Source organism: Proluteimonas luteida (assembly GCF_021191695.1).
Taxonomy (GTDB): domain Bacteria; phylum Pseudomonadota; class Gammaproteobacteria; order Xanthomonadales; family Xanthomonadaceae; genus Luteimonas; species Luteimonas luteida.
The window spans coordinates 160,927-174,400 of sequence record NZ_JAIWPT010000001.1 but is presented as its reverse complement, the minus strand read 5'-3'; the positions used below and the strand labels follow the sequence as shown (position 1 = coordinate 174,400).

16 protein-coding genes are annotated in these 13,474 nt (G+C 67.1%); 15 read left to right on the top strand and 1 reads right to left on the bottom strand.

The annotated features are described in order from the left end of the window. Positions 1 to 210: 210 nt before the first annotated feature. The 10 genes from LDO26_RS00805 to LDO26_RS00760 all read left to right on the top strand — a co-directional run bounded on the left by LDO26_RS00805 (position 211) and on the right by LDO26_RS00760 (position 10,713). Complete coding sequence (locus LDO26_RS00805; RefSeq protein WP_232129167.1) at positions 211 to 750, top strand: hypothetical protein; 540 nt, start codon at positions 211 to 213, stop codon at positions 748 to 750. Positions 751 to 809: 59 nt separating this feature from the next. Continuing rightward, positions 810 to 1,121: a hypothetical protein gene (locus LDO26_RS00800; RefSeq protein ID WP_232129166.1), complete on the top strand. Its 312-nt coding sequence runs from the start codon at positions 810 to 812 to the stop codon at positions 1,119 to 1,121. A 135-nt stretch (positions 1,122 to 1,256) separates the two neighbouring features. Then, the gene (locus tag LDO26_RS00795) at positions 1,257 to 2,765 is read left to right on the top strand and encodes an ATP-binding protein (RefSeq protein ID WP_232129165.1); all 1,509 of its coding nucleotides are present in this window, start codon (positions 1,257 to 1,259) and stop codon (positions 2,763 to 2,765) included. 348 nt (positions 2,766 to 3,113) lie between these two features. Beyond that, on the top strand, positions 3,114 to 4,175 hold the full coding sequence (locus LDO26_RS00790) for a DUF7146 domain-containing protein (RefSeq protein WP_232129164.1): 1,062 nt from the start codon (positions 3,114 to 3,116) through the stop codon (positions 4,173 to 4,175). A gap of 108 nt (positions 4,176 to 4,283) precedes the next feature. Further along, a complete protein-coding gene (locus LDO26_RS00785; RefSeq protein WP_232129163.1) occupies positions 4,284 to 5,348 on the top strand; it encodes a DUF932 domain-containing protein in 1,065 nt (354 codons plus the stop codon). A gap of 236 nt (positions 5,349 to 5,584) precedes the next feature. Continuing rightward, complete coding sequence (locus LDO26_RS00780; RefSeq protein ID WP_232129162.1) at positions 5,585 to 5,869, top strand: flagellar transcriptional regulator FlhD; 285 nt, start codon at positions 5,585 to 5,587, stop codon at positions 5,867 to 5,869. Positions 5,870 to 5,878: 9 nt separating this feature from the next. Further along, positions 5,879 to 6,520, top strand: coding sequence for a FlhC family transcriptional regulator (locus tag LDO26_RS00775; RefSeq protein ID WP_232129161.1), 642 nt, complete (start codon positions 5,879 to 5,881; stop codon positions 6,518 to 6,520). Positions 6,521 to 6,629: 109 nt separating this feature from the next. Continuing rightward, the gene (mobH, locus tag LDO26_RS00770; protein WP_232129160.1) at positions 6,630 to 8,195 is read left to right on the top strand and encodes a MobH family relaxase; all 1,566 of its coding nucleotides are present in this window, start codon (positions 6,630 to 6,632) and stop codon (positions 8,193 to 8,195) included. Next, the gene (gene traD / locus LDO26_RS00765; protein WP_232129159.1) at positions 8,195 to 10,093 is read left to right on the top strand and encodes a conjugative transfer system coupling protein TraD; all 1,899 of its coding nucleotides are present in this window, start codon (positions 8,195 to 8,197) and stop codon (positions 10,091 to 10,093) included. The genes mobH and traD overlap by 1 nt, the downstream gene beginning before the upstream one ends. Then, positions 10,090 to 10,713, top strand: a complete 624-nt coding sequence (locus tag LDO26_RS00760) for an IncC plasmid conjugative DNA transfer DtrJ family protein (protein WP_232129158.1) — start codon at positions 10,090 to 10,092, stop codon at positions 10,711 to 10,713. Before traD ends, LDO26_RS00760 begins: the two co-directional genes overlap by 4 nt. A gap of 36 nt (positions 10,714 to 10,749) precedes the next feature. On the opposite strand, the gene LDO26_RS00755 is transcribed toward LDO26_RS00760, so the two are convergent. Continuing rightward, the gene (locus LDO26_RS00755) at positions 10,750 to 11,112 is read right to left on the bottom strand and encodes an H-NS histone family protein (RefSeq protein WP_232129157.1); all 363 of its coding nucleotides are present in this window, start codon (positions 11,110 to 11,112) and stop codon (positions 10,750 to 10,752) included. 265 nt (positions 11,113 to 11,377) lie between these two features. Between LDO26_RS00755 and LDO26_RS00750 the strand changes: the two genes are divergently transcribed. The 5 genes from LDO26_RS00750 to traE are packed head-to-tail and all read left to right on the top strand — an operon-like array spanning position 11,378 to position 13,468. Further along, a complete protein-coding gene (locus LDO26_RS00750; protein WP_232129156.1) occupies positions 11,378 to 11,911 on the top strand; it encodes a lytic transglycosylase domain-containing protein in 534 nt (177 codons plus the stop codon). Further along, entirely contained in the window at positions 11,908 to 12,195 is a 288-nt protein-coding gene (locus LDO26_RS00745; RefSeq protein ID WP_232129155.1) for a hypothetical protein, read from the top strand. Before LDO26_RS00750 ends, LDO26_RS00745 begins: the two co-directional genes overlap by 4 nt. Further along, entirely contained in the window at positions 12,192 to 12,557 is a 366-nt protein-coding gene (locus tag LDO26_RS00740; protein ID WP_232129154.1) for a hypothetical protein, read from the top strand. Before LDO26_RS00745 ends, LDO26_RS00740 begins: the two co-directional genes overlap by 4 nt. A 25-nt stretch (positions 12,558 to 12,582) precedes the next feature. Further along, a complete protein-coding gene (gene traL, locus LDO26_RS00735) occupies positions 12,583 to 12,882 on the top strand; it encodes a type IV conjugative transfer system protein TraL (RefSeq protein WP_232129153.1) in 300 nt (99 codons plus the stop codon). 13 nt (positions 12,883 to 12,895) lie between these two features. Then, positions 12,896 to 13,468, top strand: a complete 573-nt coding sequence (traE, locus tag LDO26_RS00730) for a type IV conjugative transfer system protein TraE (protein ID WP_232129152.1) — start codon at positions 12,896 to 12,898, stop codon at positions 13,466 to 13,468. Positions 13,469 to 13,474 lie beyond the last annotated feature (6 nt).

Below are 13,474 nucleotides of genomic sequence, written 5' to 3'. Positions count from 1 at the left end.
ATGCGGGCCGCAGGATGCTTTCGAGCCGCACTCGAAAGCACCCTCCTAGCGCTGTTCCATCGGCCGCTGGCATGCCGACGGCGGGGCTCTTCCCGACCAAGCCAGCCTCTTAGTCCCCACCGCCGTTCCCGGCTGTCGTTCCCATCCCACCCTGCGAGGGCCCACGCCCTCACGGGCGCTTGGCCTCCGCGTCACCTCCTGGAGGCCCACATGCTCACATCGACCCTGGCTGGTCCATCGCATCTCCCGGCGCTCGAACGCCACCCGCCCTTCCCCGCACCTGCCCAAGCGCTCGCTTTCGACCCGCTCGCCGACGACGACGACGGCGAGCCGAACGCCTGGACAGACGAGGACATTGTCTACCTCCACTGGCGAATGCTGAAAGAAGTCGAGGACCTGGCCGATCCGGAACAGCCGCTTGCCGACAAGTTCGACACGCTGCGATGGATCTTCTCCGATCCGGACAAGGATGCCGAGCCGTTCTCGTTTGCGAACTGCGTGCGCGTCGTCGCCTGCAACCGCCTGTCACCCATTCCGTACTGCGGACAGGTGGATGTCGAGGAAGTCCGCGATTGCATCCGGGTCAAGCTGCGGCGATGGCTCGCCGCCTCGCTCGAGCGCTACCCGGACTGGGTGCGGCAAGCGGTCGTGACACGGCCCGAGTGGGTTCACGAGCGACTCGCGCGCAATCCGCAGTGGATCAACGAGCAACTGAAGCGGATCAAGGACCAGGGCGACCTGTTCGGCTGATCCGGCCGCTCCCCGCGCCCGCGACGCAATGTCCGGGCGCTCCGTTCACGGAGACCGAAATGCGCTTCTACCTTGCGCCCCCTTCGCCGCGGGGCTCCTTGCTGGCCGTGCGAACGCCGGAGCAGCTCGACCACTACCTGCGGGAAAGCGAACTGATCACCGGTCATGCCCGGCGCACGTTCGTCATCGTCGGCGCCGACCGCCTTCGCTACCAGATCCATTGGATCGCGCAGGGCTGCCGGATCGACCGCCTGGACGATCAAGGCAACGTCGTCAACACGGCCGTCGTGGCCTGCGACGAGTTCCTCGCGCACCCACTGATCGACGCCCTGCGCTACGGCCAGCTCTACACGCCGCCGGCGCACCACTGACCTCCCACGCCCGGGCCGCGTCTCATCCGCCCGGGCTTCAACTCCTGGAGAAACCTCATGCAAGTTCAAGTCCACGTCAACGAAGCAGGCGCGCTGCGCAACCAGCGCTATGGATTCACCGATCGCTACACCCTGGTGTCGGAGCTGCTGCAGAACGCGCGTCGCGCCGGTGCCAGTCGGGCCGTCGTCGACTACGATCCCGCCACTCGCGTGCTGCGGGTCGAGGACGATGGATGCGGCGTCAAGGACTTCCAGTCCCTGTTCGAACTCCACGAATCTGGGTGGGACGCTTCCCTGCGCGAACAGGAGCATCCGTTCGGGGTGGGATTCTCGAAGTGCCTGTACGCGGCGACCCGCTGCATTGTCCGCTCCGGCGAGCACTTCATGGATTTCATGACGGCGACGGCACTGGCCCGGACACCGCTGGACGTACATCGGGACAGTCGCGACCCCATAGCGGGCACGCATGTCGAGTTGCATGGTGTCGAACTGCCCGATCTCGACTATCGCATGAGCCGGCTCTGCGTCGGATTCCCGATTCCGGTGGTCTTCAACGGCAAGGAACTGGAACGCCCGCACGCGCCAGAGGCGCTGTCGACCATACCGACCACCATCGGCGACGTGCATCTGGCAGGGACCGCCAGCGGCAACTACTCGCCCAACACGCTGGTGTTCCTCCAGGGATTCAAGGTGCTCGGACCAAGCCTGTACGGCCCAGGGCATGTCAACGTCGTGCATCTGGACCCCGCGAAGTTCATGGCGCGCCTGCCCGACCGCGATCAGCTGATCGACGAGTGCGAACAGGCCAAGCTCGTTTGCAAGGAGATCCGGCACCAGTGGCGGGCCATCCTGGAAGTCGCCAAGCACCGGTTGCCGCCACGCGAGTTCGTCGACCGCTTCTACGGGCCGATGCGCGAGTTCGACCATCTGGACCTGTTGAACGATCTCGACGTGCTTCCGCGCGGTGCGTTCGCCTCGCTGACCGGATATCCCATCCTGAGCGACCACGACGAGATCCTCGACGACCATGTCGATCCGCCCGACCGGCAGAACATCGAGAACGGACGCGTGCTGCTTGCCGATCTGGACTATCTCGACGACACGACCGTCGCCCAGTGGATGTACGCACGTGCGAAGGGGTTCCTGGTCTATATGCACAGGACGCTGCATCCGGACCACTGGGTACACGCCAGCATCCGGTCGCTGTGCGGCGAAACGCCGATCGTGGAACCCGTCGGCGAGCCGCTGCACTCGCGGTTCGACGGCATCTGGGTGTCGACGGACCTGATCCTCTGCTTTGCAGTGCGCCTGCAGATCGGCGATGAGGCAGCCGACATCGGAGACGAGGCGGTCTACCACCGTGGGACGCTGTTCGTGCCGGCGAACGAGACGACGGGAGAAGGCGTGCGTCAGGCGTCGCGCTACATCGATGATAACGAGCGCTTCCGGGAGTACGAGCTGGACGCCGATCGCGACGAACTGGCTGGCGTGATCCTCCGTCTGCGCTCGACCGACCCCGCGCACACGCTGCGTTCGCTGATGCAGACGCTGGCGCTCGGCCGGTATCCGATCCTTCACGGCAAGTCGTTCCGGCTGGCCGTGGAGGCGGGAGAGACCGCGCCCTCGATCGAACTGGTCGAGTAGGCAGCGGCGGGAAGGACGCCTGTGGGCGTCCTTTCCCGAACCGATCCGGACGGGTCGGCTCGGGAAAGGACTTTCCGAGGTAGCTGATCACCTGCGCCCCGTGCGCGAATTCAGCCTTGAAGCCGAGTACCGGACGCCGACGCCTCCGGCCTGACCACGATCCCGCATCCGCGCGGCGATCGCGACCTTACCGCCCGCCTGACGCGGGCCAATCCGTCCCCGCACCGCCGGAGAGCCGCGCCAATGCCGCGGTCTGGCGCCGGGGATGCTCACTGGAGCTGACTATGACACCGACCCGTCCCGACGGTCGGCCCTCGCCTGCCGCCCCGGCAGCCGGGAGGTGCGACCATGCGTAGCCGCGACTACGAAATGCGGATCGATTCCGCCAAGCAACACGCCCACGGGCGCTGGACCGAGATCCTGCGGCACTTCGGCGCCGAACCACGCTTGCTGAAACGCCGGAACATGCCCTGCCCGCTGTGCGGCGGCGTCGACCGATTCCAATTCACGGACAAATTCGGCGAAGGCAACTACCACTGCCGGAACTGTGGCGCCGGGGGCGGCTTCAAGCTGCTGATGGCACTGGAGGGTTGGGACTTCCACACGACGCTGGAGGAACTGGAGAAGTACTTCGGCCTCCATCCGCCGACCATGGCAGAAGCGCCGGCCGTTCCATCGCCCGATCGGATGAAGCGACTGGCGCAACGCATCTGGAACGAAGCCCGGCCAATCGTCGAAGACGACGAGGCACACCGTTACCTGCGCGGCCGCGGCCTGGTGCTGAGCAGCTACCCCAAGGTGCTCCGCTGTCACCCCGCGTTGGGCTACTACGTGAAGGACACCAACGGGAAATCGAACCTCGTGGCCGAGTATCCGGCGCTGGTGGCCTGTGTCCAAGGTTCCGACGGACACGCGATCACGCTGCACCGAACCTACCTGCAGGACGGACGCAAGGCGCCCATCCGCGACGCCAGGAAACTGCTGTCGTCCGGCATCAACGGCGCGGCGGTCCGGCTGTTCGAGTCCGGCGAGGAACTGGCCGTGGCCGAGGGCATCGAAACCGCCCTGGCCGTGTATCTGGGCACCGACCAGGCGCTGTGGGCCGCGCTCAATGCCGGCAACCTCGAAAGGCTCTGGATCCCCGCGCACGTGCGTCGCCTGTCGATCTATGCCGACAACGACGCCAACGGCAGTTTCGCCGGCCAGGCGAGCGCGTATGCGTTGGCACGCCGGGCAGCCCGGGATCGACTGCCAGACGGCAGCCTCCGCCAGGTCCAGGTCTTCGTACCGCGTCGTCCCGGCGCCGACTGGCGCGATGTCTGGGCGCAGCGGGCGGCCAGCCGGGTTCCAGCGGTGCCCCGCCCTTCCCGCCCGCGCAGGTCTGTACCTGCAACTGCCGTCACCGCCTAGTTCCGCGCGGCATCGCCGCGCACTTCCCGGATCGGCATCGCCGATCCATCACCTCGACGGGGTGCTTCCCCGCCGGGGTCGCGCCCCGTCTCCTTGTTGGAGACCGACATGAAGACCGGACGTTCCCTGCTGGCCATGGCCGAAGAACTCGAGCGCCAGCTGTCCACGAAGAAAGACCTGCTGGTGCCCACCTCGCTGATGCACCATCGCACCGATGAAGACGGCGCTACCCGTCTCACCATCGAGGAGCCGCAGCGCCCTCAAGAGTACGCTGTCACGCCGCTTGCGAGCCGACAACTCGCCGAGAAGCTGAAGATCCCCTTCGCCTACTTCGAGCGCATGCGGCGCGAGCAGCCCGACCTGCTGGACCGCAACGTCAACACCTGGCTGCAGGGCGACGGCGACAAGCGGCTGGTGCGCACCCTGGACGGCAGGGTCCGCGCGGTACTGTCCGATCGCTTCCGTCGCCTGGACAACTACGACCTGGCCGAGCAGGTGCTGCCGATCCTTCAGCGGCTGCCGGGCGTGCAGCTGATCTCGCACGAGCTCACCGAGACCCGGATGTACCTGAAAGCGGTCACCTCGCGGCTGGAACACGACCTTGGCCTGGGCGACATGGTGCAGGCTGGGGTCGTGATCTCGAACTCCGAGGTCGGGTGCGGCACGCTGTCCGTGCAACCGTTGCTCTACCGCCTGGTCTGCCGCAACGGCCTGATCGCAGCCGACCACTCGCTGCGCAAGACCCACCTGGGTCGCGTACTCGGTGACGACACGGACGGCATCACCGTGTTCAAGGAGGACACCCTGATGGCAGACGACAAGGCGGTTTTCCTCAAGGTACGCGACGTGGTCGAGGCCGCGGTGTCGGAAGCGACCTTCCGGCACGCGGCGCAGAAGCTGCAGCACACGCTGCACGTGCCGTTGACCGGCAATCCGGTCAGGAGCGTCGAAGTCCTCGCCCACCGTTACGGGATGAACGAGACCGAACGCACGGGCGTGCTGCGTCACCTGATCGCCGACGGCAACCTGTCCGGCTTCGGCCTGGTCAGCGCGGTGACACGTTACTCGCAGGACGTGGAAGACTACGATCGGGCCACCGAGTTCGAAGCGCTCGGCGGCAAGCTCATCGAGCTGTCCCGGAGCGAATGGACGCCGATCACCGAGGCCGCATGATCGCGACCCGGCCAAGACTCTGCCCCGCGACAGGATGTTGCGGGGCAAAGTCCCCCATCCCCGGACGCGTGCGACCACACGTGTAGTGCACGCAATGCCGCATGTTTCGGATGGCACCGAATGCCGCATCCATGTGCCGGGTTGACCGGGGACACGTTGTTGTCCACCTTCGATGTTGAAGCAAAGCGATGGGCGATCTCGCTTCCCCGCGACTCCGATCCGGCAAGGGACCCGCCATGAGGCACGCCAGTATCTCCGATGTGCAGCTGACCAACCTGACCCAGCTGCTGACCATCCAGCGCAGCCTGAGGCACGACTACGCCGAGGCCTGTTGCCGATACGTGCTCGACGCCCCGCTCGCGGAGATGTTGATCGACCTGTCCGTGCCACAGGTGCTCGCCGTGGTCGCCAACGTGCGAGACGAGACGCTGTTTCCTCCCCGCCTGGATCTCGCGACGCTGCTCGCTGCCCCACTGCCCCTGTCCGGGGCATTGGCAGCGGTCCATCGTTCGTCCGCATGAACACGGGCGATGAGGACATCCACCCGCCGGCACCTGCATGCGCTGCAACTGGCGCAGGCCTGTGTCGAACTGGGCGCGCGCGTGCGCACGGTCCATCACATCACGCGCCTCCCGCGCCGTGAACTGATCCGGCTGTTTTATCCGGATTCCCAGTCGATTCCGCGTGGTCGCCCGCCCGACTCCCCGGAGTGGTACCACACGGCCAACGTCCTGTTCCGCGCGGATGCATCGCTCGTCGGGGTGCTCTACCGGCGCCTGCGCCACGCCAACTTGCCGTCCGGCAGTTCCTTGATCGCAGCATATCGGCACTACCGCCACCTCCGCGCGCCGGAGCCGCGCATCTCGTTCGATCGCGCCTTCGATCTGGCCGCGCACCTCGAGGGCATCTGGATCACTAGCATCCGCAGCTTCTCCGTCGCGGTCTGCCCGCAGTGCCATAGCGAGCACCTCACCGCCATCGGCGGTCCACGCAGCCAGTCGGTGGGCTGCCCGTGGTGCAAGATCATCCACCGCTATCGCACCGATCCACGGGTGCAGACCTCTTTTCCGACACTTCCCCTCGTCGATCCGCGGCACATCGTGCTCGGCATCGATCTGCTGATCGCGCAGCCCCCGGGGGGCGGTGCCGATATCCCCGACGATCCAGCCTGATAATCCGGCGACTGGCGCAGCGCGTGCGGAGACAGTCGGTGGTCCTCGGCTTCCGTCCACGCCACATATGTCCATCGTTTCCACGACTGGCCCGCGATCTCCGCCGGAGTTGTCGAACGCCGAGCCGCGGACCGTCGACACCCTTCTGGCGGGCAACGAGGCGCTGATCGCTCGCATCCGGCTGTGCTTCGGCGTCGATCACCCGACCTTCGCGCGCGATGTCCTCCCGCTGATCCACGCATACGCGAACTATGTGGGTTGGTTACCGGCGACGCCGGCGGACCACTTCGACCGGCCGGGCGGCCTGTTCCAGTTGGGCCTGCAGACCGGCTTCTTCTCGGTACAGGGCACCGATGCCTACATCTTCTCCGGGCGCCAGACCATCTCCGCGCGGCGCCAACTCGAGCCCCGCTGGCGCATGGCGACGTTCGTCGCGGGGCTGTGCGGCGAACTGCACCGCGTGCTCGTCGCCCTGGAGGTCGTGGACGACGCCGGCGCGACGTGGCCCCCGCTGCTGTCGCCGCTGTCGTCCTGGCTGGATGCGCGCGGCAACGCGCCCTGCCACGTGCGCTGGCGCGTGCCCGCGACCGAAGCCCGCAGCACGGGCCTGCTCGTGTTGCTGCACGTCGTCCCGAACGCCCTGCTCCAGCACCTGGCCGAGGACAACGACCTCATCGTGCCGCACATGCTCGCGAGCATCGGCGGACTGCCCCTGTTTCGCGGCCACAACGTGCTCGACGACCTGGTCCGACGCTCGACCGCGCTGGTGGTCGAGCGTGATCTGCGCGCGCACGGCAAGCCAACGTCCGGGCCAGCCAACGCGAGTCACCAGACGCGCTACCTGGTCGATGGCCTGCAACGGCTGGTCGCCACCGATTCGGCCTGGCGTCCGAACGAGGACAAGTCCCGCGTCTGGTATGCACGCGACGGCCTCTACCTGGTCTGGCCCGGCGCCGCCCGCGATCTTTGCCGCCTGCTCGAGGGCGAACAGATCGCGGGCATGCCCGACGCAGCCGACGACATTCTGTCGCGGCTCCTGAACGCCGACCTGCTCCGGAAGACTGCAGAGGACGAACCGATCTGGCACATCCGTCCGCCCGGTGCTAGCGCAGCGCTGGCCGCGGTCAAGCTCGTCTCGCCCGCGCTTCTGCTCAACGGACTGGGGGGGACAGTCTTGCCACTGGACGACCCGCTGGCACCAGTCCGAAGCGATTCAAGTCGGCCACTCCATCCCCAATCCGACGGGGAACAGCTTCCGTTGATCGCCGCGGCGGACGCGGAAACCCCTCGCGCACCCCCAACGCCTTCCGACGGCGCGCCCACTCCGACCGCACGCTGGGAGCTCAATGCGCCGCTCAGGCTCAGTGCCGGCGTCCGCCACGCGCTCGCCGCGATCCTGGTCGAGTCGTCCGAGCAGGTCGTTCCGCTGGAGGACGGGCACGCGCTGTTCCTGCCCCTGCACCTGTTCGACGCGCATGGCATCGCACCCGCCATCGCCATCCGCGCCCTGTCCGAGCTGGGAATGCTGCTGCTCGATGCGCCGCACGCACTACCGACGGTCAAGCGGCTCGACGCGGCAGGCGCAGATGTCATCGGCATCCGACTGAAAAGAAAGTTCACCGAGCCTGCGGACTCATCGGGACCGCTCGCGTTGGCGGCGCAGCCGACGTGCTAATGCGTCCCTACGAAATGCCCTGGCGCCCGGCCTACGAAGGCTACGCCAGCGCGCTCTGGGTCGCCGCCACGCTCTACTTTGCCGGCGTCGGCGTCGCAGGCCCGCTGCCCCTCGCCTTCGCCGCGCCGCTGGCCGCTATGTCTGTGGCCATGTCGATCTGGCGGCTCAACCACGCCCTGCGGATTCTGGTGCTGCGCGCCTCGCTCGTCGGCCGTGCCATACAGGCGGTCTCGACCACCGCGTTCGCTCGCTGGACGGAAGACCCAGGACAGGTGTTCCTCGGCTGGGGATTCGAGTGGCAACCGGTCCACTCCCAGCGACTCTACGAACTCGCGAAGATCGACGTCCGACGCTACACCGCCTCGCCGAGCCTGCTGCGACTACTGGGGTACCACGTCGACCCGCAACCCGAGGCCGAGATCGGCATGCCCTACCTGCACGGCGTCGAGCCCAGGGAGGAGCGGCTCTACCGGCCACTGCAGAACTTCGAAGGCGGCACGCTGCTGGTCGGCACCACTCAATCGGGCAAGGGCGTGGCGCTGGCCAACCTGATCACACAGGCCATTCGTCGCGGCGACGTCGTGATCGTCATCGACCCCAAGAACAGCCGCCGCCTTCAGCGTGTCGTCGAACAGGCATGTCGCGACTACCGGGAGCAAGACACCTTCCTCACCTTCCACCCGGCGTTCCCGGAAGCGGGCGTCCGGCTCGATTTCACCTTCAACTGGCAGAAGCCCACCGAAGTCGCATCGCGCATCCAGTCGGTGATGCCGCCGGACACAGCAGGCGCGTTCAGCGCCTTCGGCTGGGACGCCGTCAACGTGGTGGTGCAGGGACTGGTCGAGTTGGAGGAACGGCCCAACCTTGCCAAGCTCACCCAGTACATCGAAGGCGGTATCGAACCGGTGCTGGAAGCCTGCCTGCGCCGCTTCTTCGACGCCACGCTCGGCCGCGACTGGCGCGAACGCCCCGAGATGAAGAAGCTTCTGCACGACGCGCAACGCGGACAGCTGCGGCGCCCGTCCGAGGCGGCCAGCACGGACCTGCTGGCTTTCGTCGCCTACTACGAACACCACATCCGCCAGTCGCAGCGCACCAAGATCCTCGACGCGCAGGTGCGCACCTTCCGGCACAACCGAGAGCACTACCAGAAGATCACCGCCAACCTGCTGCCGGTGCTATCGATGCTCACCTCCGGCGACCTGGGACGTACGCTCTCGCCCGAGCCTTTCGACGTCAACGACACCCGCCCGATCATGAACTTCGAGAAGATCGAGCAAGGCGGCCATGTGCTGTACATGTGCCTGGACTCGCTGCCCGACCCTTCCGTGGCCACCGCGATCGGCGCGCTGGCGCTGGCCGACCTGGCCGCACGCGCGGGTATGCGCTACAACCTGGGCATCCACCGCCGTATCGCGCTGTTCGTGGACGAGGTCGCAAACGTCATCAACCAGCCGTTGATCGAGATCCTCAACAAGGGTGCGGAGGGCGGGATCTACACCACCTGCGCGATGCAGACGCTGGCCGATCTGGCGAAGCGGCTGGGCAGCGAAGCCGCCGCGCGGATGGTGCTGGGCAACCTCAACAACCTGATCGCCTTGCGATCGAAGGATCGCCCGACGCAGGACTTCATCGTCGAGACCTTCGGCCGCACTTCCATCCACACGATTCGGATCCGCCAGGGGTCAGGTGCCGACACGCACCTCGGCGACTTCTCCGCGAACCAGTCGGCCGACCTGGCCGAAGCCTTCGAGGAGATGGTCCCTGCTGAGATGCTCGGCAAGCTGCCGAACCTGCAGTACTTCGCATCGGTCTCGGGCGGCCGCATCGTCAAGGGGCGATTCCAGATCCTGGTGCCGCCAGAGGAATCCCCGACGGTACGCCAGGCGGCGGCATGATCCGCGCGATCTCGATCGGTGCCCTGCTGAGCCTGCTGGTGTTGGTGCTGTACCTGCCGTCGGCCCACCCGCCGCAGCGGTTCTTGGCACAGCTGCAGAGCGACCATTCCGCGGTCGCACACTTCTGGGGCGCCGCCGCTGCGGACGCCATGCTGGACGCCGCGCTGTCGCAACACACCGACATCCAGCACATCGCACCCATCCCCAACGCCGACGATGCGCCGTCGCCCCACCGGGTGGACGGCGCGGTGGCGCAGGAGATGTCGTCAGTCAGCGCACGCCTGTTCGCCAGCTCCTACTTCCGCTCCCTGGATGCGATGCTGCTGCTAGCCACCTACCGGAGCGCACTGACGCTGAACTGGTTCCCGTGGCTGGCGCTGTTCCCGATCACGGTAACGGTGGACAGCATCGTCCGGCGACGGGTCAAGGCGCTGGAGTTCGTCCACCACGATCCGGAGATGTTCGCCGTTCTGGTCTGCGGTGCGATCGCGACCGCCTGCGCGACGGTGCTGCTGCTGGTACTGCCAGTGTCGATGCACGCGGCATTACTGCCATCCGCGCCCGTATTAGTGCTTACGCTCTCTGCGCGCGCCATCGCCAGCTACCACGCCAGACCCTGATTTGGCGCCGTCGAGAGTTTGGCGGCGCCGTGGGGATCAGCGCTTGATCAGGAACTGCTCGCGTTTCTTTCCCTTCTTGAGTTGAGCGGCCAACCAGCGCGGCGCACTGCCCCGCCCTGACCACGTTTCCCGCGGGTTGTCCGGGTTCCGATACTTCGGTGCGACCTTGCCGGCCTTGCGCGCCCGCTTCGCCGGGGCACGTCTCGCAGCGGTCTTGCGAGGCGAAGCTTCGACACCGAACAACTCCTCGACGGTGTATCCGTAGTCGGCGATGTACTTGACGATCTGCCTGCGCACTCTCGCCGCCGATGGACGCTTCTGCAAAAACTCCTTGCGCTCCTGTGCAGACTTGACGAGCGCATCGAGCTGTTCCACCGACAACGTGGCCAGATCGACCATGGACATGCTCCTTAGGTACTGGGCGGGATTCCCGTCCGCCCGAGTATACCCAGTCCACCCGATTATCCACGCGCGTCACCATCAGCGGCCGCGTGCCGATACCTAGGCTCATAAAGCGCCACGTTGGGACGCTAATCGCAATATCCCTGCGAACACGACCGATTTACTCGGGGACGAGCATTGCGTCATTTCCTAACGTGTCTCTCCCCCGGATGCCGATCCACTCGGCACAGCGCCGGACGTGGAGCACCCTGTGGCCCCCGCGATGCCGATCCATAGCGTAGACGGTCTAGCGTTTCGCCCCGCAGCACGCGGGACGCGCTTGCCGCTACGCGTCCGGCTGGCGGTCGGCGGCGCGCTGCTGCTGTGCCTCACGTTCGATGCAGCGGCCGCATGCTGGCAGCAGGCCGCGCAGCGCTACGGCGTCTCCACCGATCTGCTGTACGCGATCGCCCGTGTCGAATCCAACCTCAACCCGCAGGCCGTCAATCGCAGCCACGTCGCGCGCACGGGCTCGTACGACATCGGCCTCATGCAAATCAACAGCTCGCACCTGCCGACGCTCAAGCGCTTTGGCATCAGCGAGCGCGACCTCTACGATGCCTGCCTCAACCTCCACGTCGGCGCCTGGATCCTGGCCGATATCTTCGCCCGGCAAGGCGTGAGCTGGGACAGCGTCGGCGCTTACAACGCCTCGTGCAGCCGGCTGCGCGGCGCCGCCTGCCGCCAGGCGCGCGCCCGGTATGCGTGGAAGGTCTACCGCAGGCTGCCCGCACACGCGCCGGAATCGCGCTCATGAAGTGCGCCGTCCTCGCGCTGGCAAGCGTCGGCCTGATCGCGTGCGCGACCCACGATGCGCAGCCGACGCCGCCGGCATACGGCCCGACCCAGGCGCCGTTGCGCCTCGCCCAGCACGGCTACGGCGACGACGCGCATTTCGCCTACTGCCCGACGCCGGACTGCCCGCAGCCCACCCCGAAATGGCGGCCCGGCGTCGGTAGTTCCGCCCCCGCCGGCCACTTGCCCGACACCCGCCCCGTTGCGTCGCAACACCTGCCCCGCCCCTCTGGAGATCCGCCATGAGCACCTTCGTCGCCGCCCGTTCGCCGTCCCCGCAATCCCGCGTTGTCCTCCCGCGCCGCCGCTGGCCGGCAATGGGCCTGTTCTTCCTGCTCGCCGGCGGCCTCGCGCTGGCCTTTCCGGGATACGCGCTGGATCTGGTCACTTTCGCGGGCGTGACCGGACCTCTGTCGTCGGCGCTGACCCAGCTCGGTGAACTCGGCCCCGGCATCAAGGCCCTCGTGGGCTTTGTCGGCTTCGTCGTCGCGCTGATCTCGCTGGCCGCACTTCGCAACTTCGGGCCGGTCCTGTTCTATATCGGGCTGGCGATCTTCGCCGCCGTCGGCCTCGTGATCGCCGGCGCGATCATGGGCGCGGTGATCTGAGCGGCGCGGCTGGCAGGAGCGCGCCATGCAGGCCGACACCTATATCCCCCGCCGCCTGGACGATCCGTGGAAGATCGGATTCTGGGACGTCGACGTCGCCGCGCCGGTCCTGCTGGCGTTCTTCGTCGGGTATCTGGCCGGCAGCAAGTTCGCCTTCGCGATCTGCGTCGCGGTCGGCCTGCTCGCCTCCCGCTGGATCGCGCGCAAGAAAGCCGACCGGCATCCCGCGTTCGCGATCCACTGGATCTACTGGCACCTGCCGCCCAATCCGCTCACCTCGCTCAAGGCCACGCCGCCCTCGCACGTGCGGCGCATGGTCGGCTGACGGATCCGCTGCCATGGACTACACCCGCCTCACCCAGGACCTCAAGCAGATCCGCCGGCTCAACCAGCGGCTGACGCTATGGGTGAGCCTGCTGGCCGCCGGCCACCTGCTGGCCCTGTTCGTCATCGTCGGCCTGTCCGGCCGCGAGCGCACCATCGTCGTCCCGCCGACGCTGGAGAAGTCGTTCTGGGTCAGCGGCACGTCCGTCAGCCGCGAGTACCTGGAGCAGATGGGCGCGTTCGTCGCCTGGCTCGTGCTGGACGTCAGCCCGGCCTCCGTCACGTGGAAGGCGGACACGCTGCTCACGTATGTCGAGCCCGATCAGTACGCCGCCCTGAAGACCCGCCAGGAACTGGAAGCGCAGCGGCTTCAGCGGCTCAACGCCAGCACCAGCTTCCAGCCACAGCAACTCGTTGCCAACGAGGCGCGGCAGCAGGTCGTCATCCGCGGCCGGCTGCGCACACAGGTCAACGCTGTCGAAACCAGCAACGTGCCCAAGGCCTATCGCGTCCAATTCCGCTACACAGGCGGCCGCATCCAGCTCAGCATGTTCGAGGAGGTGCCCTATGCGCCCCAGAAGCCCTGACCGCCC

Excerpts from the sequence above, each read along its gene's own strand:
- LDO26_RS00780 (WP_232129162.1), top strand. The coding sequence starts at position 5,585 with ATGAGGCACGCCAGTATCTCCGATGTGCAGCTGACCAACCTGACCCAG.
- LDO26_RS00760 (WP_232129158.1), top strand. The coding sequence starts at position 10,090 with ATGATCCGCGCGATCTCGATCGGTGCCCTGCTGAGCCTGCTGGTGTTG.
- LDO26_RS00805 (WP_232129167.1), top strand. The coding sequence starts at position 211 with ATGCTCACATCGACCCTGGCTGGTCCATCGCATCTCCCGGCGCTCGAA.
- traL (WP_232129153.1), top strand. The coding sequence starts at position 12,583 with ATGCAGGCCGACACCTATATCCCCCGCCGCCTGGACGATCCGTGGAAG.
- LDO26_RS00745 (WP_232129155.1), top strand. The coding sequence starts at position 11,908 with ATGAAGTGCGCCGTCCTCGCGCTGGCAAGCGTCGGCCTGATCGCGTGC.
- LDO26_RS00750 (WP_232129156.1), top strand. The coding sequence starts at position 11,378 with ATGCCGATCCATAGCGTAGACGGTCTAGCGTTTCGCCCCGCAGCACGC.
- traD (WP_232129159.1), top strand. The coding sequence starts at position 8,195 with ATGCGTCCCTACGAAATGCCCTGGCGCCCGGCCTACGAAGGCTACGCC.
- LDO26_RS00790 (WP_232129164.1), top strand. The coding sequence starts at position 3,114 with ATGCGTAGCCGCGACTACGAAATGCGGATCGATTCCGCCAAGCAACAC.
- traE (WP_232129152.1), top strand. The coding sequence starts at position 12,896 with ATGGACTACACCCGCCTCACCCAGGACCTCAAGCAGATCCGCCGGCTC.
- LDO26_RS00800 (WP_232129166.1), top strand. The coding sequence starts at position 810 with ATGCGCTTCTACCTTGCGCCCCCTTCGCCGCGGGGCTCCTTGCTGGCC.
- LDO26_RS00755 (WP_232129157.1), bottom strand. The coding sequence starts at position 11,112 with ATGGTCGATCTGGCCACGTTGTCGGTGGAACAGCTCGATGCGCTCGTC.
- LDO26_RS00740 (WP_232129154.1), top strand. The coding sequence starts at position 12,192 with ATGAGCACCTTCGTCGCCGCCCGTTCGCCGTCCCCGCAATCCCGCGTT.
- LDO26_RS00775 (WP_232129161.1), top strand. The coding sequence starts at position 5,879 with ATGAGGACATCCACCCGCCGGCACCTGCATGCGCTGCAACTGGCGCAG.
- LDO26_RS00785 (WP_232129163.1), top strand. The coding sequence starts at position 4,284 with ATGAAGACCGGACGTTCCCTGCTGGCCATGGCCGAAGAACTCGAGCGC.